Consider the following 25,664-nt stretch of genomic DNA (forward strand, 5'->3'; position numbering starts at 1 on the left):
TCCGCAAGGCAGGGTCAGCGGCGGTGGATGAGCCGGTCCAGGAGGGAGGACGGAGCCAGGCCGCGTTCCACGCAGAGCAGATAAGCGGCGACCGGCGATTCCTTGACGAGCGCGCGCCGTTGCCCGGCCGCTGAGCGTCCCAGCGCCCCGAGGGCGAAAGCCGCTCCCGCGCCGGCGTCGAGAAGGGGCTGGTTTCCGAACAGGCCGAGGGCTGCGGCGCCGACGGCGGCGGGCAGCTCGAATTTCAGGTTGGCGGCGCTGAAGGCGGTATCGATGCGCAGACCCTTCATCGCGCCGCGCAGTTCGTCCAGAGGCCCGGTGAATTCCCGCTCGACCCGTTCGGCGATCCGCAGTTCCCTTCCCAGCGGCCCCGTGATGCCCTGGGCGGCGAAGGCCTCGGTGAGTTCGTTCACCACCCGGGCGACCGCGGCACTGAATTCCCCGAACAGTGCCGCGTTCGTGCCGCGCAGCCGGATGATCTTCTGCACGGGGACGTCGGCCAGATGGTCGGGGGTGACGATGCGCAGGGCCAGCAGTCCCACCGCGCGTACGTCGTCGTGGGCGGGCACGGAGACGGTGTCGTCGAGCAGAGCGGACGCGATGCCGTCGGCGTCCCAGCTCCCGGACGCGATATGGGCTGCCGGCTGGTCGGTCGCGGGAGTGAAGCCGTTGACGCGGGCGACCTCCTCGACAAGGGCGCACTTGTAGACCCAGGCCAGGGCGGCATCCATGGTGATCCACGAGGAGAACCGGGGGAGCGCCAGTCCCGTGTCGAGGAGCATGTCGCGGACGTCGCCGGCGATCTCACCGCGGTGAAGGTCGGCCAGCGGCCGCGTGCCACCGCTGCGCTGCCAGGGTGGTTCGGCCCGTACCGACCACGGCCGGCCGGGCTGAACGCCTGCCCGGGCCACGTAGGGAGCGAGAGGGCCGGGTACGTCCTCGGCCATCTCGTACCACCGCCGCAGGTCGGGCCCGTACCGCTGGAGCACGTCCCGGAAGACGGGCGTCAGCCGCTGTGCGGCCTGCGCCGGGTCGACCGTCCTGACGAAGCCGAGTTCGTCGCGCAGCGCACGCACCGTGGGCGAATCGTCGACGTGGTAGCCGCCGGGCACCACGCGGGCCAGCGCGGGCATGTAGAGCGCGGCGGTCTTGACCCACTCTTCGTCACGGATGCGGACGTACGGGTAGTACAAACCGAAGCGGTCCAGCACGGAATCCCCCTACGACGAGCCCTGCGCCCATCTTCGCCAACGCCGCCCGCTCCGGGAGGCCGAACAGGCCTAGCGGGATGTGTCCCCGATGGCCCGCACGGCCTGCCGCAGTGTGGGGAAGCACGCGTCGGCTTCGGTGAGCGCGTGCGCCGGGTGGGTGGTCGTCACGGCGTGGACCGCGCAGCCGGCCGTGTGAGCGGCGCGGATACCGGCCGGGGAGTCCTCGACGACCGTGCAGCGGCGCGGGTCGACCGACAGCCGCCGCGCGGCGGCGAGGGAGCCGTCCGGGGCGGGCTTGCCGTGCCGTACGTCCTCGGCGCAGACCCGCACCTGCGGCACGGGAAGCCCGAGGCGCCCCATACGCGTCACCGTGGCCTCGCGCCGGCTGGACGTGACGACCGCCCACGGGACCGTCAACCCGCCCAGCACACCGGCGGCGTCCGGATAGGGCCGCATGGCCGCCTCCTCGGCCGCCATCAGCCGGTCCAGCACGCGGTTCTCCCGCACGCTGTCGAGGCCCGGGGCCACGATCCGCAGCGTGTCCGAGCGCCGCCGCCCCTGCGTGACCCGCCCCACGTACTCCGGGTCCAGCCCCCGCAGCCTCGCCCACGCCTCCCACACCCGCGCATGGCAGGCCCCGGAATCGATCAGCACCCCGTCCACGTCGAACAGCACAGCGGCCGGCCGCAACGTCGTCGTCACGCCGGCAACCCTGCTGTCCCGCCGTAGGACCGCGCAAGCGGCGGACGGCGGCGGCGTCGGCCAAGTGCCGTGGCGGCCGGGGGCTTTCAGCGGGCCGGCCGGCCGAGCGCGTCGAAGACCGCCACGGGATCGAGGTGATCGCGCCGGCGGGGGCCGGTGACGGTCGTCGTCATGGGGGTTCCTCGGAGGCGTCGATCGCGAGTGTGCGTCACCGCCACGCCCGGGCGGTGCGGCGGGCGAAAGCGGTGAAGGGGATCGGGGGGACGCCGGTGACCTTTTCGACGTCGCCGGTGGGGCGGGAGCCCAGCCCGGCCGCGACGGTCTCGGTCAGCGTCCTGAGCATCGCGCCGTATGCGGCGGGCACGCCTGCCGCCACGGTGTGCCGGATCCACTCGTCCCGGTCGATGTCCCGGTACGTCACCGGCCGCCCGGTGACGTCGGCGATGATCCCGGCGGCCCGGCCGACGGTGAGCGCTTCGGGGCCGGTGAGGGCGTACGCGGCGCCGGCGTGGGCGTCGGGGTCGGCCAGGGTCGCGGCGGCCACGGCCGCGATGTCCTCCGCGTCGACGAACGCCTCCGCGCCGTCCCCGGTGGGCACCGTGATCACGTCGTCCATGGGCTTGAGGAAGGTCTCGCTGAAGTTCTGCATGAACCAGGCGGGCCGCAGGACGGTGTGGGAGAGCGAGCCGCGGGCGGCCAGGTCGAGTTCGACGGCCCTCAGGGCGACCTGCGGGGCAGCCCGGTCGATGCCGTAGGCGCTCAGGTACGTCACGTGCCGTACGCCTTCGTGCTCGGCGAGGTCGAGGAAGGCGGCGACCTGGCCGGCGTAGTCCACGCGCATGACCGGCGGGACCAGGTAGAGCCGGTCGGCGCCGGCCAGCGCGGGGCGGTGGGTGGCCGGGTCGTCCCAGTCGAAGGGGACGTCGGCGCCGCGGCGTGCGGCGGTGCGGACGGTCAGGCCGCGGGCGGTGAGGCGGGCGGCGAGGCGGGAGCCGGTCCTTCCGGTGCCGGCCAGGACCAGGGCGGTGGCGGCACGGCCGGAGGGACGGGCGGAGGGGGCGCTGGACGCAGAAGGTGTGGAAACGTTCATGTCTCCTACGGTGCCGGGCCGGGGCGAGCGCATCAATGTGCTTGACGCTCGATTCCATACGCAGGACGCTCATGGGGTGGACGTTCTGCAATCCCATCTCGTACGGGCCCGCGCCTCGGGCGGTGTCTTCGCGCGGTCGGTGGCGCGCCCGCCGTGGGGGCTGTGTCTGCCCGGCACGATCCAACTGGCCGTGCACACCACCCTCCAGGGCCGCATGTGGCTCTGGCTGGACGGCGCGGGCGAGCCGCTGGAGCTCGCGCCCGGGGACGTTGCCCTCGTGCGCGGTGGCCCCGACCACTTCGTCGCCGACCGGCCGGGCGCGCCCTGCCTGCCGCCCGAGCAGTTCCGCGAAGCCCACGCCGGCGACGCGGACCGCGCCCGCGCCGCCGCGACCGACAGTGCGGCCGACCGGGCGGGCGCGGCGGGGCACGGCACGAACACGTTCCTGTGCGGCGCGTACACGCTCTCCGGCGATGTCGGCAGGGGCCTGCTGGAGGCCCTGCCGGCCGTGCTCACCCTGTCCGCCGCCGCGGACGACCCCCTGCACGACGTCATCGCCCTGCTGTCCTCCGAACTCGCCACCCCCGCCCCCGGACAGCAGACCGTCCTGGACCGCCTGCTGGACATCCTGCTGGTGTTCACCCTGCGCGCCGGCTTCCGGCGCAGCGAACACGCGCCCGCGTGGTTCCGCGCGGAGGCCGACCCCCGGCTCGCCCCGGCCCTGCGGGCGATGCACTCCGACCCCGCCCGCGCCTGGACCGTGACCGACCTGGCCGCCGCCAGCGGGCTGTCCCGGGCCGCGTTCGCCCGGATCTTCCAGCACGCCCTGGGCCAGACCCCCATGCGGTACCTCACCGAGTGGCGCATGACCCTGGCCCGCGACGAACTGCGCGCCGGGGAGGCGACCCTCGCCCGGATCGCCGCCCGCACCGGCTACGCCTCCCCGTACGCCTTCGCCGCCGCGTTCCGCCGCCACCACGGAAGCGCCCCCGGCCAGTGGCGCCGCCGGCAGCCGCCCCCGCCGCTGTCCACGGACGGCGTCCACACCGCCTGAACCCCGCCCTGCCGTATATGTGTTGGTGCGGTGGGCGCCGCGGGCCCGAGGATGCTGTCATGAACAACCGAACGCAGCTCACGCACATCGCCGCTCCGCAAGGCGTCGCCCCGGGGACGGGCTACACCCATGTGGTGATGGGAACCGGCCGGCTGGTCGCCCTGTCCGGGCAGGTGGCGCTGGACGCGCGGGGCGAGGTCGTCGGCGCGGGGGATCCCGCGGCGCAGGCGCGGCAGGTCTTCGAGAACCTGCGCCGGTGCCTGGCGGCGGCCGGCGCGACCTTCGACGACGTCGTCAAGCTCACCTACTTCATCACCGACGTCGCCCACCTGCCCGCGGTCCGCACCGTGCGGGACGAGTACATCGACACCGCCCGCCCGCCGGCGAGCACCGCGGTCCAGGTGGCCGGGCTGTTCCGCCCGGAACTGCTGCTGGAGGTCGAGGCGTTCGCCCTGCTCGCCGAGCCCTCCGCCTGACGACCGTACGGGTCAGGCGGAAGCCGCCCGCGGGTCCCGGCGGAACAGCGCCGTGCCCAAGAACGCCTCGCCGAACAGCGCCGATTCGGGCGGCTGCTCGCGCATCGGGCGCTGTTCGACCTCGGTCAGGTCCGAGAAGATCCAGCGCAGCGACTGCGGGGTGTAGGCGAGGCCGCCCTGCAGGTGGAGTTCGCGGTACAGGTCCGCGTCGCAGAGTTCCGAGCCCATGGCGCCGGCGGCGAAGCAGGTGAGCGCGAGGTGCCCGCCGGGGGCCAGCACGCGGTCCAGGAGGGCCAGATAGCTGACCCGGCGGTGCGGGGGCAGGTGGTGGAAGCATCCCGAGTCGACGACCAGGTCGTACGGCCCGGTCAGCTCCCTGCCGGCGAGCCGGAACGCGTCGCCGCACAGGAAGCGGACGTCGAGCCCGGCCTCGCGCGCCCGGTCCCCGGCCCAGGCCAGGGCGGCGGGGGAGAGGTCGAGGGCGTCCACCGCGAACCCGCGGGAGGCCAGGAACAGGGCGTTGCGTCCCGGACCGCAGCCCAGGTCCAGGGCCCGGCCCGGGGCGATCAGGCCCCCGTCGAGGTAGCCGGCCAGATTCTCGTCGGGCTTGGCCGCGAAGAACGGGACCGGCCTGGACCGGTCGGCGTAGAAGCGGTCCCAGTAGGCCGCGCCGTCGCCGGTGGCCCACCGGCCGTCCCGGCTGGCGAACAGCCCGTCCAGGAGCGCGAGCACATCCTCGACGGTGCGTACGGTCCGCTCCATCCGACCCCCCCTCGGCAGACCTCGGCAGACTGCTCGACCGTAGCGCCGGAAGGATCGAAAGACCAGGTCAGGGCATATGCGCCGATCCGCTGGAGCGTCACCGGGGGCCCGGGAAGGGAGCGGGCGGGCCCGCCCCTCCGCCCCCGGCCCGCGCAGGCGCTCCCGCCCCCGCCAGGGCCCGGGAAAGAGCCCTTCACGGCCGGGCCGGGCGAACTTTTTCCAGGCGTTTCCGGCCCCGCTGTGTCAGCGTCCTTTGGCGTCAGCGTCCTTCGACGGCGGCGTTCTTGGTGCGGCTGCGGTAGGCGCGGGCGGCCATGCGGGTGCTGCAGGCGGTGCTGCAGTACAGGCCCGAGGAGTTGCGGGTCTTGTCGAAGAAGCCCGTGTGGCACGAGGGGTCCTTGCACATCTTCAGCCGGGCCCAGCCGCCGCGTGCGGCCAGGTCGGCCGCGGCGGCGAACAGCGCGCCGAAGCCGCCGAGCACCCCGTCCTGCGCCGGCACCAGGCGGACCCCGTCGGCGCTCAGCCGCGGGGTGAGGGGGTAGCGGGGGGCGATGCGCTCCAGGTAGTCCTCGGCGGCCGGCAGGGCGGCCTCCCCGTCCTCGCAGCCCGAGTGCGCGCGGAAGATCGCCACGAAGGCGTCGCGCAGCTCGCGGGCCGCCACGGCGTCCGCACCCGTCACCACCGCGCCGGTGGCGGTGCCGCCGGCCAGACCGGTACGGGCCAGCCACGCCGCCAGATCCTCCGGCCCCGTCAGCCGGTCCGGGCTGCCGCCCAGGGGCCCGGTGTTGACGAAGCCCAGGAGCAGGTCGGAACTGTCGCACACGGCCGGCGTGCACATCTCCGCCGCGGCCTGCTGCATGATCGCCCACCCTTCTCCCCGGTCCCCCCGGAACCCCCATCCTACGGCACCCGCCCCAGCGCGTCATGACCGTACTCGTGTAGCTCATCACATCGAAGATCCACTGTTTGTCTTCGTCATGAGCAAACGTGTTACGGTCCACTCGTCGCGATGCCGAGGCCCGTCCGGGCCGTCCACGGTGCACGCGCAGCACATGCGGAGGTAGTCATGCCCTCACTGCTGGTGATCCTGACCGGGGCGACCAGGTGGACCCAGAAGGACGGCTCCCAGCGGCCCACGGGCTTTTGGAGCGAGGAGTTCGTGGAGCCGCACAAGGCGTTCACCGCGGCCGGCGTGGAGCTGACCGTCGTCACGCCGGGCGGCCGTCCTGCCGTCGTGGACGAGCTCAGCCTGACCGCTCAGGCCAACGGCGGCGACGAGGCCAAGGTCGCGGAGCTGCGGTCGTACCTGGACGGCGTACGGGACCTGCTGGCCCACCCCGGGCGGCTGGAGGACGCCGACCCGGCCGCGTACGACGGGGTGTTCATCCCGGGCGGTCACGGCCCGATGCAGGACCTGGCGGTCAACGAGGACGTCGCCCGGGTGCTGGAGACCCTGCTCCCCGACCCCTCGAAGGTCGTGGCCTCGCTCTGCCACGGCCAGGCGGCCTTCCTGGCGGCGGGCGACGCCGACGGGCAGTGGCTGTTCAAGGGACGCCGCATGACCTCCTTCACCGACGAGGAGGAGACGCAGACCGGCCTGGCCGCCAACGCGCCCTGGCTGCTCGCCACCCGCCTGACGGCCGCCGGGGCCGACTTCGTACCCGCGGCCGCCTGGTCCTCCCACGTGATCGTCGACGGCAACCTCGTCACCGGCCAGAACCCCGCCTCCGCCGCCGAGGCCGCCCAGGCCGTCCTGAAGGAACTGACCGACCGGGCCGGCGCCGCGGCGGCCTGACGCCCCGGCAGGATCAGCGGTCCCAGACCACGGCCAGGGTCGGCGGCTTGCGGAAGACCAGGCCGCGCGGGGCGCTGGGGCTGCGCTCGTCCAGGCGCAGGCCGGGCAGCCGCTCGAAGCAGGCGCGCAGCGCGGTACGGGCCTCCAGCCGGGCCAGGTGCGCGCCGACGCAGTAGTGCGGGCCGTGGGCGAACGCCAACTGCAGCCGGGTGTTGGGGCGGTGGATGTCGAAACGGTCGGGGTCGGTGAACACGTCGGGGTCGCGGTTGGCCCCGGCGAGTGAGACGGTGACCAGGTCGCCCGCGCGGATCCGCGCCCCGGCCAGCTCCACGTCCCCGGTGGCGTAGCGGTCGACGACCGCGGCGCCCGGCTCCAGGCGCAAGGACTCCTCGATCGCACTGTCCAGCAGGTCGGGATCGGCCAGCAGCAGGTCGGCCGGTGCGGTCTCGGGCGCGCTCAGCACGTGCAGCAGCGCGTTGGCGATCATCGCCTCGGTGGTCTCGATGCCGCCGAAGAGCAGCACGGCGGCGTTCGAGGCCAGTTCGGGCACGGTGAGCCGGCCGTCGGCGGCGGCCCGCGCCAGCAGGGAACCGCTCGCACCGGCGTCGAGCGTCCCGGCGACGGCCTCGCGCAGCGCCGCATAGGCCGCCGGGCCCTCACTGCCCGCGTCCTGGCCCTGCGTGAGCCGGTCCACGGCCTGCACGATCGCGTCGTACCAGGACAGGATCCCCGCCACCGGTATGCCGGTCAGCCCCAGCACCTCGGCCATCACCGCCGCCGCCAGCGGACCGGCGAAGTCCCGGCGCAATTCCGCCGCCCCCTGCGCCGCGAACCCGTCCAGCAGCCGGTCGGCCTCGCCCCGCACCGTGTCGCCGAGCGCCGCGTGCACCGCCCGCGGCCGGAACGGCTCGACGAACGGCTCCCGGTGCCGCGCGTGCTCGGAACCGTCGAGCGAAAGCATGCTCGCGCCCACCACCTGCGCGGTGGTGAACCGCGGATCGTCCACGGTGAACGCCGCGGCGTCCCGCATCACCTCCACGGCCGCCGCACGCCCCGTCACCATCCACCCCCCGAGCGCGGGCACCCACACCACAGGCCCCTGGGCCCGCAACCGGGCCAGATGAGGATGCGGATCCGCGGCGAGTTCAGCAAGGGTGACCACCCGGCGAGCCTAAAGCCTGCCGTTCCGGTCCTGACCGGCAGGCGCCGCCGGCCAGTCGGCGCGGGCGGTCCGGCACCCACTCGCCGGTCGGCAGTGCACACTTCTGCACATGGGTGAGACGTTGCCGATCACGCAGGCGCGGGCGCGACTCGGGTCGCTGGTGCGGCGGGCCTCGCAGGCCCGCGAGCGCATCACGATCACCGACCACGGGCAGCCGGCCGCTGTGCTGATCAACCCGCAGGAGCTGGCGGATCTCGAGGACGCGCTCGCGCTGGCGCGGTACCGGGCCCGGCAGGCGGCGGGAGCGAACACCGCGGTGCCTCACGAGGAGGCGCGCGCCCGGCTCGGCCTGGAGCGGCACGCGTCTTGACCTGCAAACCGTCCCCACGGTGCGCCGGACCTGCGGCGAATTCCGGCGCGCAATGGCACACCGTCCGGTACCGGTTGAACCGACTTGCACCGACGGCCCGCGTGTCCCCGTGGTTCCCCGGACGCGGGCGGTACGCCGGACCGGTGCGTACCGCCCGCACCCGCACTGTAGGCGGGGCGCCGGCGCCGAACCTCCTGCCACGTGCCCTCTTGCAACCACCGCCCGCTCGCGCCCGTTGACCTGCGCGGACGCGAAGGCCCCCGGCGCGGGCGGGCGCGGCACTCCCGATGTCGCGGCGGCAACCATGCTCCGTGGACCTGGCCCTCTGGGCGAGCGGTGACGTTCAGGGCGTGTTCACCGCGCGCCGTTAGTCCTGGTCACATGCCTGGATGCGACTTCACCCGCAGGGATCTGCTGATCTGGTCGGCCGTCGCGGCCGCCGCGCCCGCGATCTCCCTCTCCGCCTTCGACGGCCTGGCCTCGGCGGCCACCCCGGACGGCGACATCTCGCCCGCGAACCTGGAACTCGTGACGCTCACCGAGGACCGGGCCGTCATCACCTGGTACACCGGATACACCGGCACCGACGACGGCACCGGCCGGATGGTGCCCGCCCCCGCGGACGGCGAGGTGCACTGGGGCACCCACCCCGACAAGCTGCACAAGGTGGCCACCGGCCTGTCCCGGAACACGCCCTACCACTACGTCGAGCTCACCGGCCTGGAGCCCGGGCAGACGTACTACTACCAGGCCCGCTCGCTCGGCCTGCCGGTACCTCCCACCCCCTTCACCCTGATCAGCGGCAACGCGGTCGGCACCTCCACCTTCGGCCTGGACACCACCGGCCCGTACAGCTTCACCACCCCGCTGCCGCCGCCGGGCACGTACCTGTTCTCCATCGCCCTGTGCAACGACCTGCACATGGGCGAGACCCAGGCCGGACTCGTCGGCGGGCAGCCGCAGTACATCGGGATCCAGCAGGTGCCCGGCCTGCCGCCCTACCCCGAGGTCATGCTCGAGTCCCTGGTGCAGGACGTCACGACGCTGGGCGCGGACTACCTGCTCGCCGCCGGCGACATCTCCGCCGAGGCCGTCCCGGTCGACCTGAGCACGGCGTACCGCATGCTCGGCGACTTCGGCCTGTACCGCGACGACTACTTCGTGACCCGCGGCAACCACGACCGCGCCCACCTCGGCGACCCCTACGCCGGCTGCCGGGCCGGCCAGTGGCAGGGCAACGACTGCTTCCAGGACGAGTTCTTCCCCGGCACGGGCGAACCGACCTACTTCACCCGGGACATCCAGGGCCTGCGCGTCATCGGGATCGACACGTACGACAAGCCCGGCAACGGCGGTGACGCCGGCGCCCTGTCCCCCGAGCAGCTGTCCTGGTTCCGCACCCAGCTCGCCAAGGAACAGGACCGGCCGACCATCGTCTTCGGGCACCACCCGCTGGTCGTCCAGGACTCCGCGTTCCCCATCACGCCCGGCAACTCCCTGGACCCCGCGCAGGCGACCACCATCCTGCAGGACTACGCCCGCATGCCCGGTCTCTTCCTGCACCACGCCGGGCACACCCACCGCAACAAGCGCACGATCAGCCCGCTGGCCCCGCGCGTGACGCTGCAGGAGATCGCGGCGGGCAAGGAGTACCCCGGCGGATTCTCCATCCTGCGCCTGTACACCGGGGGTTACGCCCTCAACTTCTACAAGAGCCGCAGCGACCTGGCCCGCGAGTGGAGCGAACGCAGCCGCCAGGAAATCCTCGGCTACTGGCCCCAGTTCGCTTTGGGCGCCGCCGTCTCGGACCGCAACATCATGGTCGAACGCGACCTGTCGGGCCTGCGCCCGGTCCGCGGCCACAAGCCCCACGGCCGCGTCCTGGCCTCCCGCTGACGCAACGCCTCCGCGCCGCTCATTACGGCGAACGCCCCGGGTACCGGGCCGACGGTACCCGGGGCGCCGGTCCCCGGGCCGGCGGGCCGCGCATTACCGCGGCGGAGTGGAATCGGATGGTCCGAAGGGGTGCGGCCGGCCTCGCCCCGGAACGCCAGCCCGCGGCTTTCCGTACGCAGGTGTTACGAAGGCGCCCCGAGACCGCCGACGCCGCCCTCGCCCGGTGCAGCCAAGGGAGCACGCATGACCGACTACGGCCACGACCTGGTCTTCGGCACCCTCCTGGAACCACCCGGCGACAACCCCCGGCGTGTCGTGGAACTGGCCGAGTTCACCGAAGAGGCCGGCCTGGACCTCGCGAGCCTCTCCGACCACCCCTACTGGCCCGAACGCCTGGACACGATGGCGCTGCTCTCCGTCATCGTCGCCCGCACCACCCGCCTGCGTGTCCTGTCCAACCTCGCCAACCTGCCGCTGCGCCCGCCGACGACCCTCGCCCGCACCGCCGCCACCCTGGACATCCTCAGCGGCGGACGGTTCGAGCTGGGCATCGGCACTGGCACGCAGCACTTCTGGGACGCCATCACCGCCGAGGGCGGGCCCCGGCGCACCGCCGGGGAGTCGATCGAAGCACTCGACGAAGCGGTCCGGATCGTCCGCGCACTATGGGCACCAGGCTCCGATCTGCGGTTCCACGGCAAGCACTACCGCCTCGACGGAGCAAAGACCGGACCGGCACCCGCGCACGACATCGGCATCTGGCTCGGCGCGTACCAGCCCCGGCTGCTGCGGCTGACCGGCCGCGTCGCCGACGCCTGGGTGCCCAGCTCACCCTTCCTCCCGCCCGAGCACCTGCCGGCCGCCAACCGGGTCATCGACGACGCCGCGACCGCCGCCGGCCGCTCCCCGCAAGCGGTACGCCGCGCGTACAACGTCGAAGGGGAGTTCGGCACCGGTACCGGTTTCCTCCAGGGCCCACCCCGGATGTGGGCCGAGCAACTCGCGCACCTCGCCCTCACCGAGGGCATCAGCACGTTCATGCTCTACCGGGCCGAGCAGCCCGACGCCATCCGCCGCTTCGGCAAGGAGGTCGCCCCCGCAGTCCGCGAACTGGTTGCACAAGGACGCGGATCCGGCGGGGCGAACAGCCCGAACCGCTGAAAGCCGTGTCCGGACCGGTGGTGGGCGGACGGCCGCGGCCACTGCGGCGGCCACGAAGGACCGGCCGCGGGTGGTCAGGCGGTGCTCGACGCGTCCCGCGGGCGGTACGCGGCCGTTGTGTCGTACGCGAGCGCTTCGGCGGGCCTGACGCGCTCCCGCGGGACCGTCGCACATAGGAGCCCGTCTTGCGCGATCCACGTGCGATTCGCCGCGCGAGCGACGATAGGGTGCGCGCGGAGGTGAGCGGTGCCCACGCAGGACGAGCTGTTCAGCGCGGTCGACGCGCTGCTGGAACAGGCGGCGGCCGCAGAGGCCCTGCCGCCGCCCGCGGAGCGCAGGCGGCTGCGGGAGGCGGCGGGACTGAGCCAGGCTCAGGTCGCCGCGGCGGTCTCGACGCGGCGGGAGGCGGTGGGGAACTGGGAGTCCGGCCGCACCGAGCCGAGGCCGCCGCAGCGCGCCGCCTACGCCCGGCTGCTGGAGGGACTGGCCACGCGGTTCCCCGCACCGCAGGCCCCGGCGGCGCCCGTCCCCGAGCCGCAGCCCGCGCCCGCGGCCCCGGAGACGTTCACCGGCCCCGCCGACGTACCGCCTGCCGCGCCGACCCCGCCGGCCGGGAGTACGGCGAGTACCAGGATGCCGGCCGTACGGAAGGCGCCCGCGAAGCCCGCGCCCGCCGCCCCGGCCGCAGCACCGCCTGCCGCGCCGACCCCGCCTGCCGCGCCGACCCCGCCTGCCGCGCCGACCCCGCCGGCCGGGAGTACGGCGAGTACCAGGACGTCGGCCGTACGGGAGGCGCCCGCGAAGCCCGCGCCCGCCGCCCCGGCCCCGGCTACGGCGGTCGATCCGCGGTTCGCGCACGGCCCGTTGGGTGTGCTGGACGGTGACGGGTCGTTGTACTGCGCGGGCGGGCTGGTGCTTCAGTGCCCGGCGTCGACGGTGCCGGAGCTGGTGGAGTGGACGCTCGCCGAAGCCGAGCTGGGCGCGCCGCGTCTGCACCGTTCGGGCAAGGACTCCGATCCGCTGATCGTCCTCACGGCGGCCGCGGCGCAGCGGCTGGGGCTGCCGGAGCAGTTGGAGGACCGGCGCGCGATGCGGCTGCCGGAGGGCCACAAGGTCGTCAAGCAGATCAGCAAGGCCAAGTGGCAGCTCACCAAGCGGGGTTTCGGCCCGTGGGCCCGGATCTACCGGCCCGCACAGGGCGACCAGCGGCGATGCGTACAACTGGCCGTACTGCCCTGGCACGCGCTGGACTCCCGGGCCTGGGGCGAGGCCGACCGGCTCCCGCCGGCCGAACTCGCCCGGGTCCTGACGGCGTACGCCGCCCGCGTACTGACCCCGCGCGGCTCCACCGCGGTGGCCGGCCTGGAACTGATGAGCGCGCTGCGCCCGCCGACCCGCGCCGTCCGCGACGAGGCGACCGGCACCTGGGTGTCCGGCCCGGTCCCCGGCTCGCTCACCCAAGCGGTCGACCCGGCGCCGCCCGAGGCCCCCGACGAACACCCCGTCGTCGCGGCCCTGTTCCCCCGCGGGCACCTGCGCGGTGAGGCGGAGGTCCTCGACGAGGAGGCGTTCGACTGGATCCGCGAGCCCGAGCTGCTCACCGATGCCGAGTGCGCGCAGCAGTTCGCCGTCGGCATCGACGTGAACACCGCGTTCCTCGCGGCCGCGAACCGGCTGCCGGTCGGCCTGTCCGGGCCGGAGTACGTGAAGGCGCCGCGGTTCGACAAGGCCGTGCCGGGCTCCTGGCTGGTGGACCTGTCCGGCATCGGGATCGACCCGCGCCTGCCGAACCCGTTCACCCCGCACGGCCGGCCCCCGACCGGACCCGCCTGGTACGCCACGCCCACGGTGGCGTACGCGGCAGAGCTGATCGGCCAGTTCGGGCTGCCGGTGGAGCTGCGCCCGATCGAGGCGTACGTGCGCAGGGACGCGGGGGCGTACCTGGACCCCTGGTACAAGCACCTGGCCGAGGCGTACAAGGCGACGATGGCCGACCTCGGGGTGACCGCCGACCTGACTCCGCAGCAGTTCCTGGACGCGATGGCCGGCCACAAGCAGGCCGACCCGGGCATGGCGGCGGTGCTGTCGGCGATCAAGTCGACGGTCAAGGGCGGCATCGGCAAGCTGCGCGAGCGGCCGCAGGGCGCCTCCTACCGGCCGGGGGAGCGGTGGCCGGCCCTGGAACGCCCGACGTGGCGGCCGGACATCCGCGCCGCGGTCATCGCTGCGGCCCGGGTGAACATGCACCGCAAGCTGCTCAAGGTCGCGGCCGCCACCGGCGGGGCGCTGCCCGCGGAGCGGGCCGGCGGCGGGTGGACCGTACGCTTCGGCCAGGACGCGCTGATGCCCATCGCGCTGCTGTCGGACTGCGCGGTCTACCCGGGCGCCGGGCCGTCGCCGCTGGACGTCCTGCCGTACGACGCGGCCGGCAAGCCCGCGCCGGGCACGTTCCGGCTCGGGGTCTCGCCCGGGATGGTCAAGCACGAGGGCACGCGCCCGCTGTACTGGGCGGTGGAACTGCTGGAGCAGGACCACAACCCGGCCCGGCACATCAAGGGCGACGACGTACCGGACGAGGGGGAGTAGGGCGTGGGCAAGCTGCGGGACAGCCTGGAGCGGGCGAGCGAGGCCGCCGCGACCCGCCCCATCCCCATGTCCGCCGGCGCGCGGATGCGGTTCCTGGTCAGGAGCGAGAAGGGCTCCACCCGCGCCGTCGCCGCCCGGCTCGGGGTCACCCAGCGCACGGTCGAGCGGTACGTGAAGGGCACCTTGCGCCGTCCCCGCCCGGACCTGGCCGAGCGCCTGGAGCGCGAGGTCCGCAAGGACTGGCAGCCCCGCGTGCGGCAGCGCGCCCGAAAACGCGCCGCCACCTCCACCGGGATCGTCATCGAGACCCGCGCCCGCTTCGGCTTCACCGCCGCCCCCGGCTCCACCGACGACGCCCGGATGCGGCGCATCACCCAGCACCTGCCCTCGGCCTACGCCGCCCGCCTGTTCGACGCGCAGGCCGCCGGCGCCACCGAGCAGCAACTCCGGCGCATCGCCGCCGAAGGCCTCCAGGAGATCTACTTCAAGGACCGCGGCCGCCGCGCCCACGACCTCGCGGTGGAGTTCACCGACATCGACTACATCGAGCTGGACTTCTGAGCAGGACCGGCACGGTGCCGGGCCCGGACGAGCGCGGCTGAGCCGGCGGCCCGGCAGCCCCGGGACGACGGTCTGCGGGGCTGCCGGGCTCATCGGGCGGCCTCGCCGGCCTGCGCCCAACAGCTCAGCTCAGCTCAGTCGTTCCACATCTGGTAGCCGTTGTTGTAGCTCGCGCTGCTGCACGTGTAGAGGCGCAGGCCGGCGTCGGAGCTGTAGTCCATGCACTTCCCGGTGGCCACGTTCATCCAGTCGACCCAGGTGCCGTCGGAGTTCTCCCAGTAGATCACCCACTTCTGGTACCCGTTGGTGTAGCTCGCGCTGCTGCAGGTGTAACCGCGCAGGCCGGCGGTGCTGCTGCCGTCGAGGCACAGTCCGGTCTTGGCGTTCTTGAACTGGTAGGAGCCGGCGTTGTCCGTCACGTTCCACTTCTGGTAGCCGTTGTTGTAGCTGGCGTCGCTGCACGTGTACATCCGCAGGCCGGCGGTGCTGCTGTCGTCCAGGCAGTTCCCGTACAGGCCGTTGACGAAGTTCTTCGTCCCGGTGGTGGTGGCGGCCGCGGGCGTCGCCGCGGCCCCGTCGGCGTGGATGTTGTGCGCGCTCACGCCGGCGTGGGACACGACCGGGCCGGACGCGGCCGGGGACTCGGCCACCGCCGCCACGGATCCCCCCATCACCAGCACGGCTGCCGCGGCCACTCCGGCAAGGGCATGCCTGATCGTCATCTGGTTCCTCCCCCTGGTTTCCCGGACCCGGCGATCCGGTGACGCCGCCGATCCGGCATGCAGAGCGTGACAGCGCACCCCGCGCCAAGTCTTTGACGCTCGCTCACCAGGACTTGACGATTCGTGTCCAGGTTCCGGGCTCCGAAAGACCCTGCCCCCCGGGCGGCAGCCCCCGGCACCGACCGACCCCGCGCTCACGCAATGCCGTTGCGTGTGAGGCCCCCGACGTCCTCGACTTCGCCGTGTCCACCCCCCGCCTGCTCCACGCGGCGGCGTCGTGGGGCAATCCGCCGCGCCCGTACGGCGTCCCGTCCGCCCGAAATTCGCGTGTGGCCGGCGCCGGCGTTCGGCCACACTGCGGGGATGGTCGCCGGCACTTCCTGGTCCGCTCAGCAGCAGGCGCTGCGGCACGTGGCGGCCCGGTCGGCCGGAGCCCCGCTCGCTCCCGGGCCGGAGCTCACCGTGAACTTCCACCCCGACCGCATGGCGGGCGACCGGCCCCTGCTGCGTCGGATGGCCGAAGACGGCGTCTACTACTCGCAGTTCGTGACCGGGACCAGCAACGGCGGCCTGACCGCCCACCCGGGCGGAGACCGGTGGCGCTGGGAGAGCCGTATCTTCGGCGGCGCGTACGACCACGCCCCGGCGCACGAGCGCCCGATCTACGGTGCGCTGAACCACCGGAACTCGCCGGTCGGCGGAGCGCCCCGATTCGGCTCCTCGTACTTCCGGCTCACCGCCGGCACCCTCGAGCGCACGTCCTTCTGCTATCCGGACAGTTCGACGCAGCCCTCGGCCTTCGCGGTGACGTCCCGTTTCGCCCTCATCGCCATGGCCGAGGCCGACGGGCTGGACGCCCTGGACGGACACATCGAGGCGCACGTGCACGGACCCGTCAGGTTCGACCGGGACGTCGAGGCGCTGGTCCTGGACGCCGGCTACCGGGGTACGGACGTGGAGGAGGCGGCCCGCGCGCTGCCGTGCCCGATCCAGTGGCATCCGGGTTTCCGGCTGACCGTGCAGCGGCTGCGGCAGCACCCCGACTACCGCGGCCAGGAATGCGTCGACCTGGGCGTGCGGATCGCGGTCGACGGCTGTCTGGATCCCTGGGTGATCGGCAGGGCCGCCCGCACCGGCCGTTACGACCCGCAGGCGCTGAAGAAGGTCTGGCACTGCCTGGCGCGCTTCGGCGCCCCGGAGCCGGCCCCGAATCCGTAGAAGCCGCGGACCACCGGGCCGGACCACCGGGCCGGACCACCGGCCCGGGACCTCGCCCGGCCCGGCGGCCCGCTTTCCGCAAACGGGTGTTCCCCGCCCACCAACCGGGCGGAGAACACCCGCTGCCGCGATATCAGAACAGGGCGGTGTACGTGTTCCACCCGCCGCCGACGTGCACGCGCGGGCCCGGGATCTGGCCCACCGACAGGGTGTAGAACCAGAGCTGCCCGCTCTTGTCCACCGCGACCAGCGCCGGGTACTTGTGGTCGTCGCCCGCCCAAGTGCCGCTCAGCGCCGTGTAGATGTTCCAGCCGGCGCCCACCCGTACCCGCGGCCACAGCGGCGCGTTACCGGTGTCGTAGTCGTTGCGGCTGTACGACCACAGCACACCGGAGGCGTCGCGTGCCAGCAGGCCGTCGCCGAAGGTGACGATCTGCGTGTACGCGTTCCAGCCGGCGCCGACCCGCACGCGCGGCGCGAACGGCCTGCTCGGGTTGCCGGTCGCACGGTAGAACCACATCACGCCGTCCCGGTCCACGGCCACCAGGTCGCCGGAGCGGGTGCCGTTGATCAGGTCGTCGAGGTGACCGCCGGTGCCGGCGACGGTGCGGTAGATGTTCCAGCCGGCGCCGACCCGTATCCGCGGGGCGAACGGCTGCTCCGGGACGCCGGAGTGCCGGTAGTACCACAGGACGCCGTCCTTGTCGCGGGCCACCATGTCGCCGTCCCCGGCGGCGTTCGTGCTGACCAGCGGCGTGATGGCGGTGTAGGCGTTCCAGCCGCCGCCGACCTTCGCCCGGGGCCAGAACGGGCTTTGCGGGTAGTAGTAGTACTTGCCCCCGTACCGCCACAGCGTGCCGGCGGCGTCCCGCCCGTACAGCGACCCGGTCCACGAGGCGGGCCGGGTGCCCTTGTGGTACCGGACCGTCGCGGCGGCGTCGGCCACGACCCGGCCGGTGGCGTCGGTCAGCTGCACGTCGCCGGTCAGCATCCGGTCGTCGGGCAGCGCGAGGTAGTCGGCGGAGATCGTCACGTCCCAGGTCATCACCGGTGCCGCGGCGGCGCTCGGCAGCGCGAGCCGCAGCCAGGTGTCCCAGGGGCCGGAGGTGCCGGCGCCCTGCCCGCGCCACTGGCACGGCCGGTAGGCGCTGTCGTCGACCGCGCACGTGGAGTGCAGGTGGGACGCCGCCTGCACGGTCCCGAGCGCGGGAAGCTGCCGCGGATCGAACTTCAGCACCGCCGAGACCGGCCCCTGCACGCCGGACGGCAGGTGCGCGGTGAAGAAGGTGGTGGCCGAGGTGTTCCCGCCGCCGACCACCTGCGGGATGCCGCCCTGCTGGACGACGGTGCCGGTCGGCGGCGTGGTGTCGGCCAGGGCCGAGGGCGCCGCGGTCAGCGGCAGGACGAGCGCCGCGGCGGCGGCCGCCAGCAGCCGCGGCCGGCGCCGCCCCGCGCGCAGCAGGCGCGGCAGAGCGGGAATGATCGGTAAAGCCATCAACTGGTCCCCCCGTGACGGGATACGGGTACGCCGCACCGTCATGCCCGCGTGAGGGCATGCGGCGGCGCACCGGTGAACAGGAAGGGTGAACAGGAACGACCGGCCGGCACGGTGGCACCTGCCACGGTGCCGCCCCCACCCCCTGTGGCGAGCGCGCCGGTCTCCCCGTATGACGACGCGGCGCCGTGAATGGTTGTAGTCCTGCATGCGAACACCGGGTGAACGCAGCGCCTGGGCCTGGTCCTTGGACGCTGTTCGTCACCCCGGGCCGGCCCGCTTCCCGGCCGGGGGTGAGGGTGGCGGCGGATCGTCCCGGTCCGGACCCGTCTCACCGCAGATGTCCGCCCGGGAAGGGCTGCCGTTGGTTAAAGGACGAACTAAGAAGCGGAACAGGGAGTACCACATGCGTTCGACCGGCAGGCAAACTACACGCCAGCGCTGATCTTGCAGCGCCAGCGCGTGGGGCCACGAGCCCCGACGGACCGTCACGTTGGAGTAGCCATCACCCACATACTGAAACCCAGAACCCTGCGGGGCCGCGCGGTCGTCGTCGCGGCCGCGTCACTCGGCCTGGCGGCCGGGTCGCTCGCACTGGCCGCCCCGTCCCAGGCGTCCGGGGCCGCAGCCCCGGCCAGGGCCATCGCGGGAACCCACCCCGCCTGGGCCACCGCGTCCGCGGACGCCGGCCGGATCCCCGCCACCACCAAGATCACCGGCACCGTGTACCTGGCCGGACAGGACCCCGCGGGGCTGACCGCCTACGCCACGGCCGTCTCCGACCCGAACAGCCCGGACTACGGCAAGTTCCTCACCCCGGCCGCCTACCAGGCCCGGTTCGGCGCCACCCCGGCGCAGATCGCGGCCGTCCAGAAGTGGGCGAAGGACGCCGGCCTGACGGTGGTGAAGGCCACCGAGCACGCCGTCACCGTCCAGGGCACCGACACCGCGATCACCAAGGCGTTCGGCACCGGCATCGAGCAGTACCGCGTCTCCGGCCAGTTGCGGCACGCCCCGGCCCGCGACGTGGCCGTCCCGGCGTCCGTGTCGTCAGCCGTCATCGGCGTGGCCGGTCTCGCCTCGCCGGGTACGAACACGGCGCGGCCGGACTACGTCAGGACCGACACCAAGGCCGACAACGTTGCCACCGCTCAGGCGGCCCCGGCGGCCCGGCCCGCCGACGGCCTGCCCACCACGGCGACCTGCTCGGACTACTGGGGCCAGAAGCCGGCCACGGGCGCGCCGGCCGGATACACCGCCGGTCCCGTCGCGTTCGACCAGTGCTCGTACCACCCTTCGCAGCTGCGCAAGGCGTACGGCATCACCGCCTCCGGCCTGACCGGCAAGGGCGCGACCGTCGCCATCGTGGACGCCTACGGCAGCTCCACCATGGAGGCGGACGCGAACCAGTACGCGACCGGCCACGGTGACAAGGCCTTCCGCCCCGGCCAGTACAGCGAGCACGTGGACCCGGCGCAGTGGAACAGCCAGTCGCTGTGCGGCGGTCCGGCCGGCTGGGCCCCGGAAGAGGCCCTCGACGTCGAGATGGCGCACGGCCTGGCGCCCGACGCCAACGTCGTGTACGTGGGCGCCAACTCGTGCCTGGACGACGACCTGCTGGCCGCGATCAGCACGATCGTGGACAACCACCTGGCCGACGTCGTCTCCAACTCGTGGGGTGAGCTGATGCACACCACCGACGGGGCCGACGTGACCGCCACCGAGATCGCCGCCTACGAGCAGGTCTTCAAGCAGGCCGCGGTCGAGGGCATCGGCATCGGCTTCTCCGCGGGCGACTGCGGCGACAGCAGCCCGGCCGCCGCGGCCACCGGCGCCAACTGCCAGGCGGACTCCTCGCGTGCGCAGGCCAACTGGCCCGACTCCGACCCGTGGGTGACCTCGGTCGGCGGTACCGCGCTGGCCCGCTCCGACGCCAGCGGCACGTACGGCTTCGAGAGCGACATGGGTACGCTGCGCTCCTCGCTGTCCGCGGACGGCAAGAGCTGGACGCCGTTCCCGCCCCCGTTCTACTTCGGCGGTGGCGGCGGCACCAGCGAGGACTTCGCCCAGCCCTGGTACCAGACCGGCACCGTGCCCGGCTCCCTCGCCCGCACCCTGATGACCGGCGCGAGGACCAAGCAGGCGATGCGGGTCACCCCGGACGTGTCCATGAACGGCGACCTGTACACCTCCGTTGCCGTCGGCCTGTCCGACGGCGCCCCCTACAGCGAGGGCGGCTACGGGGGCACCAGCGTCTCCTCCCCGGAGTTCGCGGCCGTGCAGGCCGACGCCATCCAGGCCCGCGGCCACGCGATCGGCTTCGCCAACCCCTCGGTCTACGACCGCGCCCACCTCTTCCGCGACGTCGTCGACCAGGCCGCCCAGCGCCACCGGGCCCCCCTGGTCAACATCCACGACGCCGGCGTCGTCAACGGCGCCCTGGTCGCCCGCCTGATCGTCTTCGGCCAGGACACCTCGCTCAACGCCGTCCCCGGCTACGACGAGGCCACCGGCGTCGGCTCGCCGACCCAGTCCTACCTGAAGTCCTTCCGCTGAGCCGGCCCTTCGGGTGACACCGCGCCGGGTGCGGCCTGCCTGCGTCGGCAGGCGGCACCCGGCGCGGGGGCGTCCGGGGGACGCGCCGACGGCGGTCAGGACGTGCGTATCGCCGGGCGGCCGGCCCTTCGACAGGTGGGACAGGCTTGCGTGGAGCCGCGCCCGTAGCGGTGGATGGGAGCTGCGCAGCCCGCACAGGGACCGATGTTCCACACCGCGCAGCCGAACCGGGCCGCCGCCTCGCTCTTTTCCTGAGGCGTCGCCCGAAGCGGCGGGCCGTAGGTCGTCCATCCGTCGTGGAAATCGCACAGGGCGTCCGTGGTGTCGCGCAGCCGCTCCACCGTCCACCCGCTCGGGAGCCAGCCGGTCCAGCCCGCGAACCATCCGTCCCACAGGCCGCCGGGCACTGTGAAACGCGCGGCGTAATCCGTTCCCAGCCCGGCATCCAGCCGCAGCAGCGCCCCGAGCGCCCCGGACTGTTCCCAGCGCAGGTCCGTGCGCGGGAGGTAGCGCTCCAGATACGCGCTCAGGATCTGCGCGTCCTCGAGCGTGCCGAACCGGGCCAGGGCGAGGCAGTAGGCATTGCAGTAGCCGTTCGCCCCGGCGAACAGCAACTCCGCTATGCGCCCCCGCAGGCGCGTGCGCAACCCGACGGCGCACAGCCAGGTGCCGGTCAGGCTGAACCGCCACTGCCCGCGCAGCAGCGCATCCAGCTCGGCGTCCGACGCGACCGCCGCGTCCACGACGAGGGTCCTGACGAAGGCGGACTGCTCCGGCTCCTCCATCCGGTAGAACGCCAGGCTCATGAGCTGCAGATACCGCAGCGGTTCGTGCGCGGGAGCGACATACCGCGGGACCACGTGCCCCATCCCAATGGTCCTGGGGTCCACGCTCTTCATACGGGCATCCTCCCCCCTCCCACCGACAAAACCGTGACTGGCACCCAGGGCGTCAGTCAGGGCCCACGCCGCCACTCGGGTCGCGGCCTTGGCCTCGCCGCACGAGCCACTGCGAATACGGTGTCGCCGTGAGTGTTGTCGATACCGTCGCCCGTGCCCACATCGGCAGCGAATGCGAGCAGTTGATATGTCATCCACGCCTTCCCCTGGTGGCCGGCCTGGACGCGGAACGTCCGGCCGTGCACATCTGGGACTGCGGCGCAGGACAGCTGCGGCAACTCGGTTCTGTCGGCGCCGAGTCGAGCGTCTACGGCGATGCCATCGGCTGGGACCGAATGGAGCGGACCCCCGCGGTGGCATGGCATCCGCACCAGCCGCTGCTCGTAGTGGCGGGCGAGGACGGGGTGGTGCAGTGGACGCCCGCCGGGCTGCGCGAGCCGGACGGCATTCCGCCCACTGCCGACTACCGCAGCCTGGTGTTCAGCCCGGACGGCCGGGCGCTGTGGGCGTCGCCGTCATCAGGCGATGAAGGCGACGCCTGGGACAGCTCGGACATCATCGACCTGGCCTCGGGCACGGTCGGTTCCGGCCCGCGGTGGGACACCGGAGTCGCCGAACACCCCGCCGGCGGGATGGTGGCCACGCTCGCCGGCGATCAAGCCGAGACCCTCGGCCTGTTCGCCCGGGTCGACCACACGGCGGCCGGGCCTGCCGCGATGCGCGTGCTGCGCCGGGCGCTGATCCTGGACGCCGACGGCTACCGGACACCGATCTTCAGCCCCGACGGACGCCACCTCGCGATCCGGGGCAACGCCTACGAGAACTCGCTGGACGTATTCGAGTTCCCCTCGCTTCACCTCATCCTGGCGACCACCCTCGGCGACCCCAATCCGGGCCACCCCGCCCCGCAGGAGTGGCTCGACCGGATGCAGGCATGGTCGCGGCACAACATCGCCTTCGCAGCCCGGCCCGGCGTGCTCTGGGTCGGCACCCCCGCCGGGACCCTGGTCGAAATCGACCTCGACACCCACGACGCGGCCGAGCACGACGTACTGCCCGGGCTCCCGGTGACCGCGCTGGCCGCCACGGCAACGGGCGAACTCCTCGTCGCCGGCGGCGGAGGCGATCTCCTGCTCCTGTCCGTACGCGACGACTCCGCGCGAACCCGCACTACGGACGGCGATACGCCGCAGGCCGCGCTCGCGGCGTTCCTGGACGCCACCTCCGAGGTCCCTGACGACGGCGACCTCGAAACCCACCTCGTCCTCACCGACGGATCCCGTACATGGGAAGCGGACGACCTGGGAAAAGTGACCACCGCGACCGCAACGGATCCCACCTGGCTGCGACTTCGGGCTGCCGTCAACGAGGTGTTCGACCGCAGCACGTGACGTACCCGGCCGGCGTACGGCAGCATCGGGGCGGTGTCACCGGCGGTCGGTAGCGTGAGGCCGTGATGGTGGGCACCGCGACGACCCGGCTGGTCGTCCTGCGCGGCAACAGCGCATCGGGCAAGTCGTCCGTCGCGGCCGGCCTCCGCGAGGAGTTCGGCCGCGGCCTGGCCCTGGTCGGCCAGGACAACCTGCGCCGCATCGTGCTGCGCGAACGCGACCTGCCCGGCGCACCCAACATCGGCCTGATCGACACCGTCGCCCGCTACGCCCTGGACGCCGGGTATCACGTCGTCGTCGAAGGCATCCTGCACGCCGAACGCTACGGCGACATGCTCGCCCGCCTGCGCGCCGACCACCGCGGCCCGACCCACGGCTACTATCTGGACGTGCCGTTCGAGGAGACGCTCGCCCGCCACGCCACCAAGCCGCAGGCGAGCGAGTACGGCGAAGCGCAGATGCGCGACTGGTACCGGCCCCTCGACCTGCTGCCCGGCGCGGTCGAGACCGTCATCGGCGCCGACAGCACCCTCGCCGTGACCGTCGCCCGCATCATGCTCGACACCGGACTGGCCGCCCTGCGGCCCGTTTGAGCAGGCAGGGCGGCCGCCCGCGCGCCGGCCGCAGCCCCGAAGGCGCCCTGGATGCGAACGCCCCGGCAGCGCCGACCGGTTCGCATGACCGCGGGCCCGCGGTGGGTAGGGGTGGGGCACGGGGGATGGGGGAGGACCGTGTTTCAGAAGGTGTTCCGGAGCGCGGATCTGCCGGCGGGGGAGCGGCTGGCCGCCGCGCACGAGCTCTTCGGCCACAGCGTGCTGCCGATGCGGCTGGTCAACCAGGCGGACTCGCCGTTCGAGGCCATGGTGCGGCACGTGGACCTCGCGCCGCTGAGGGTGATGGAACTCGCGGCGACGCCTGCCTCGGTGCTGCGCACTGAGCGGTTGATCCGGCGGGGCGACCCGGAGATGCTCTCGGTCATTCTCCCGGTGAACGGTGGCCTGGCGGTGAGCCAGTCCGGGCGGGAGACCGTCGTCGGCCGGGACCAGCTCGCCCTCTACGACAGCTCGCGGCCCTTCGAGATACGGGTGGCGGCGGCCGGCGGCATGACCACGGTGGTCTCCGCGCACGCCCCGCGCGCCCTGCTGGAACTGCCGCAGGCACGGTTCGGCCGGCTGCTGGCCCGGCCGCTGCCGGCCGGAAGGGGCTCGGGCTTCGGCGGCCTGCTCACGCAGCTGCTGACCGACGTGACCGGCGACGCCGACACCTTCGCCCCCACCGACCTGGCCCGCCTGGGCGGTATCACCCACGACCTGCTGACCGCGCTGGTCGCCCACCACCTCGACGCCGAGGCCGCCGTACCCGACCCCGCACACCAGCACACGCTGCTGCTGCGCATCGACTCCTTCGTCCAGCAGCACCTCCACGACGCCGCACTGTCCCCCGCCGCCATCGCCGCCGCCCACCACATCTCGGTCAGCCACCTGCACCGCCTGTTCGCGCCCCGCGGCACCACCGTCGCGGCCTCCATCCGCCGCCAGCGCCTGGAACGGGCCCGCCGCGACCTCGCCGACCCCGCGCTGCTCGACATGCCGGTGCACCGCATCGCGACCCGCTGGGGCTTCACCGGCCACTCGACCTTCACCCGCGCCTTCCGCGCCGCCTACGGCGCCCCGCCCCGCGACTACCGCCACCAGACCGCGGCGGCGCCCAGGGCCGCGTAGGACGGGCTGGGGCCCTGCCCGGGGCCCCAGCCCGTCGCGCCGCTGCTGCCGGCGCATCCCCGGCGCGTCGAGCACTGCCCAGTTGGGAAAGAAGAGTTGCGCAAATATTATTGTGCAACTTTCCTTTTCTATCTATGGTCGGGACATGGCAGACCACGATCCGGCTGACTCCCGGGAGACCTCCTCGGGCGCCGAACAGCGCATCACCGACCTCGACGCGCTGAAGGTGTTCACCCACCCGCTGCGTATCCGCCTGTACCGCGCGCTGTTCACCGCCCGCGCGGCCACGGCCTCGCACCTGGCCGACCAGGTGGACGAAGCGGTGTCCCTGGTCAGCTACCACCTGCGGAAGATGGCCGCGCACGGCTTCATCGTGGAGGCCGCGGACATCAGCGCCGACGGCCGTGAGCGCTGGTGGAAGGTGTCCTCCGAGCGCGGCTTCTCCTTCCGCACCGCGGACTTCGCCGACCGGCCCGAGGGCGTTGCCGTCCTCAGCCAGGTCACCCGGCAGCTGCTCGCCGCCCGCGCCGAGCGCTACGAGCAGTACCTGGACCAGCAGGCGGCATGGCCGCCCGAGTGGATCAACGCCTCGTTCAGCTCCGAGTACATGCCGTTGCTGACCGCTGCCGAACTGCAGGAGATGGCCGAGGAACTGGGCGAGCTGATGCAGCGCTGGTCGGACCGTGGCCGTACCGCCGAGCGGGCCGGCGACACGGCGGGCCGCGAGCACGTCTCCGTGCAGATGTACGGCTTCCCGTTCCGGCCCTGAAGCCGGCGCGGCGCAGCCCCGATCAGCCCTTACCGAGTCCGACCGTGCCCGGACAGCAGTACGCACC

Annotated in this window: 23 protein-coding genes; 14 read left to right on the forward strand and 9 right to left on the reverse strand. The window is 73.4% G+C overall.

Going from position 1 to position 25,664, the window contains the following annotated elements; genetic code table 11:
- Positions 1–14 precede the first annotated feature (14 nt).
- From ITX44_RS18735 to ITX44_RS18745, 3 genes are all read right to left on the reverse strand, one after another.
- Entirely contained in the window at positions 15–1,211 is a 1,197-nt protein-coding gene (locus ITX44_RS18735) for a DUF6236 family protein (RefSeq protein WP_205358417.1), read from the reverse strand.
- A gap of 69 nt (positions 1,212–1,280) precedes the next feature.
- Positions 1,281–1,913: an HAD-IA family hydrolase gene (locus ITX44_RS18740; RefSeq protein ID WP_205358418.1), complete on the reverse strand. Its 633-nt coding sequence runs from the start codon at positions 1,911–1,913 to the stop codon at positions 1,281–1,283.
- Positions 1,914–2,121: 208 nt separating this feature from the next.
- Complete coding sequence (locus ITX44_RS18745) at positions 2,122–3,003, reverse strand: NmrA family NAD(P)-binding protein (protein WP_205358419.1); 882 nt, start codon at positions 3,001–3,003, stop codon at positions 2,122–2,124.
- A gap of 76 nt (positions 3,004–3,079) precedes the next feature.
- Here ITX44_RS18745 and ITX44_RS18750 point away from each other — a divergent pair, with 76 nt between their 5' ends.
- Both ITX44_RS18750 and ITX44_RS18755 read left to right on the forward strand, forming a co-directional pair.
- Positions 3,080–4,057, forward strand: coding sequence for an AraC family transcriptional regulator (locus ITX44_RS18750; protein ID WP_205358420.1), 978 nt, complete (start codon positions 3,080–3,082; stop codon positions 4,055–4,057).
- Between the two features lie 59 nt (positions 4,058–4,116).
- Complete coding sequence (locus ITX44_RS18755) at positions 4,117–4,533, forward strand: RidA family protein (RefSeq protein WP_205358421.1); 417 nt, start codon at positions 4,117–4,119, stop codon at positions 4,531–4,533.
- Positions 4,534–4,545: 12 nt separating this feature from the next.
- Here the strand turns inward: ITX44_RS18755 and ITX44_RS18760 are convergent, their stop codons facing one another.
- Positions 4,546–5,295 (reverse strand): class I SAM-dependent methyltransferase, encoded by a 750-nt coding sequence (locus tag ITX44_RS18760; RefSeq protein WP_205358422.1) that lies wholly within the window; start codon positions 5,293–5,295, stop codon positions 4,546–4,548.
- A 259-nt stretch (positions 5,296–5,554) separates the two neighbouring features.
- Positions 5,555–6,154 (reverse strand): CGNR zinc finger domain-containing protein, encoded by a 600-nt coding sequence (locus ITX44_RS18765; protein WP_205358423.1) that lies wholly within the window; start codon positions 6,152–6,154, stop codon positions 5,555–5,557.
- Between the two features lie 207 nt (positions 6,155–6,361).
- Between ITX44_RS18765 and ITX44_RS18770 the strand changes: the two genes are divergently transcribed.
- Positions 6,362–7,090 carry a type 1 glutamine amidotransferase domain-containing protein gene (locus ITX44_RS18770; protein ID WP_205358424.1) on the forward strand — a complete coding sequence of 243 codons (729 nt, stop codon included), beginning with the start codon at positions 6,362–6,364 and terminating at the stop codon, positions 7,088–7,090.
- 13 nt (positions 7,091–7,103) lie between these two features.
- On the opposite strand, the gene ITX44_RS18775 is transcribed toward ITX44_RS18770, so the two are convergent.
- Complete coding sequence (locus tag ITX44_RS18775) at positions 7,104–8,252, reverse strand: cytochrome P450 (protein ID WP_205358425.1); 1,149 nt, start codon at positions 8,250–8,252, stop codon at positions 7,104–7,106.
- 109 nt (positions 8,253–8,361) lie between these two features.
- Here ITX44_RS18775 and ITX44_RS18780 point away from each other — a divergent pair, with 109 nt between their 5' ends.
- The 5 genes from ITX44_RS18780 to tpg all read left to right on the forward strand — a co-directional run bounded on the left by ITX44_RS18780 (position 8,362) and on the right by tpg (position 14,826).
- The gene (locus tag ITX44_RS18780; RefSeq protein ID WP_205358426.1) at positions 8,362–8,622 is read left to right on the forward strand and encodes a type II toxin-antitoxin system Phd/YefM family antitoxin; all 261 of its coding nucleotides are present in this window, start codon (positions 8,362–8,364) and stop codon (positions 8,620–8,622) included.
- Between the two features lie 381 nt (positions 8,623–9,003).
- A complete protein-coding gene (locus ITX44_RS18785; RefSeq protein ID WP_205358427.1) occupies positions 9,004–10,518 on the forward strand; it encodes a purple acid phosphatase family protein in 1,515 nt (504 codons plus the stop codon).
- Positions 10,519–10,761: 243 nt separating this feature from the next.
- Complete coding sequence (locus ITX44_RS18790; RefSeq protein ID WP_205358428.1) at positions 10,762–11,679, forward strand: LLM class flavin-dependent oxidoreductase; 918 nt, start codon at positions 10,762–10,764, stop codon at positions 11,677–11,679.
- A gap of 246 nt (positions 11,680–11,925) precedes the next feature.
- Entirely contained in the window at positions 11,926–14,265 is a 2,340-nt protein-coding gene (gene tap / locus ITX44_RS18795; protein WP_205358429.1) for a telomere-associated protein Tap, read from the forward strand.
- A 3-nt stretch (positions 14,266–14,268) separates the two neighbouring features.
- Positions 14,269–14,826, forward strand: coding sequence for a telomere-protecting terminal protein Tpg (gene tpg, locus ITX44_RS18800; protein WP_205358430.1), 558 nt, complete (start codon positions 14,269–14,271; stop codon positions 14,824–14,826).
- A gap of 134 nt (positions 14,827–14,960) precedes the next feature.
- On the opposite strand, the gene ITX44_RS18805 is transcribed toward tpg, so the two are convergent.
- Positions 14,961–15,548 (reverse strand): RICIN domain-containing protein, encoded by a 588-nt coding sequence (locus ITX44_RS18805; RefSeq protein WP_205358431.1) that lies wholly within the window; start codon positions 15,546–15,548, stop codon positions 14,961–14,963.
- Between the two features lie 363 nt (positions 15,549–15,911).
- Here ITX44_RS18805 and ITX44_RS18810 point away from each other — a divergent pair, with 363 nt between their 5' ends.
- The gene (locus ITX44_RS18810) at positions 15,912–16,766 is read left to right on the forward strand and encodes a DUF3626 domain-containing protein (protein ID WP_205358432.1); all 855 of its coding nucleotides are present in this window, start codon (positions 15,912–15,914) and stop codon (positions 16,764–16,766) included.
- Between the two features lie 133 nt (positions 16,767–16,899).
- On the opposite strand, the gene ITX44_RS18815 is transcribed toward ITX44_RS18810, so the two are convergent.
- A complete protein-coding gene (locus tag ITX44_RS18815) occupies positions 16,900–18,261 on the reverse strand; it encodes a tachylectin-related carbohydrate-binding protein (protein ID WP_205358433.1) in 1,362 nt (453 codons plus the stop codon).
- Between the two features lie 462 nt (positions 18,262–18,723).
- Between ITX44_RS18815 and ITX44_RS18820 the strand changes: the two genes are divergently transcribed.
- A complete protein-coding gene (locus ITX44_RS18820; RefSeq protein WP_205358434.1) occupies positions 18,724–20,817 on the forward strand; it encodes a S53 family peptidase in 2,094 nt (697 codons plus the stop codon).
- Positions 20,818–20,912: 95 nt separating this feature from the next.
- On the opposite strand, the gene ITX44_RS18825 is transcribed toward ITX44_RS18820, so the two are convergent.
- Entirely contained in the window at positions 20,913–21,716 is an 804-nt protein-coding gene (locus tag ITX44_RS18825; protein ID WP_205358435.1) for a DUF6000 family protein, read from the reverse strand.
- A 128-nt stretch (positions 21,717–21,844) separates the two neighbouring features.
- Between ITX44_RS18825 and ITX44_RS18830 the strand changes: the two genes are divergently transcribed.
- From ITX44_RS18830 to ITX44_RS18845, 4 genes are all read left to right on the forward strand, one after another.
- Positions 21,845–23,107, forward strand: coding sequence for a WD40 repeat domain-containing protein (locus ITX44_RS18830; protein ID WP_307795351.1), 1,263 nt, complete (start codon positions 21,845–21,847; stop codon positions 23,105–23,107).
- Positions 23,108–23,172: 65 nt separating this feature from the next.
- The gene (locus tag ITX44_RS18835; RefSeq protein WP_205358547.1) at positions 23,173–23,700 is read left to right on the forward strand and encodes a kinase; all 528 of its coding nucleotides are present in this window, start codon (positions 23,173–23,175) and stop codon (positions 23,698–23,700) included.
- A 138-nt stretch (positions 23,701–23,838) separates the two neighbouring features.
- Positions 23,839–24,828, forward strand: coding sequence for a helix-turn-helix domain-containing protein (locus tag ITX44_RS18840; protein ID WP_307795352.1), 990 nt, complete (start codon positions 23,839–23,841; stop codon positions 24,826–24,828).
- A 145-nt stretch (positions 24,829–24,973) separates the two neighbouring features.
- A complete protein-coding gene (locus ITX44_RS18845; RefSeq protein WP_205358436.1) occupies positions 24,974–25,597 on the forward strand; it encodes a winged helix-turn-helix domain-containing protein in 624 nt (207 codons plus the stop codon).
- Positions 25,598–25,664 lie beyond the last annotated feature (67 nt).

This window comes from Actinacidiphila acididurans, assembly GCF_016918855.1.
Lineage (GTDB): Bacteria > Actinomycetota > Actinomycetes > Streptomycetales > Streptomycetaceae > Actinacidiphila > Actinacidiphila acididurans.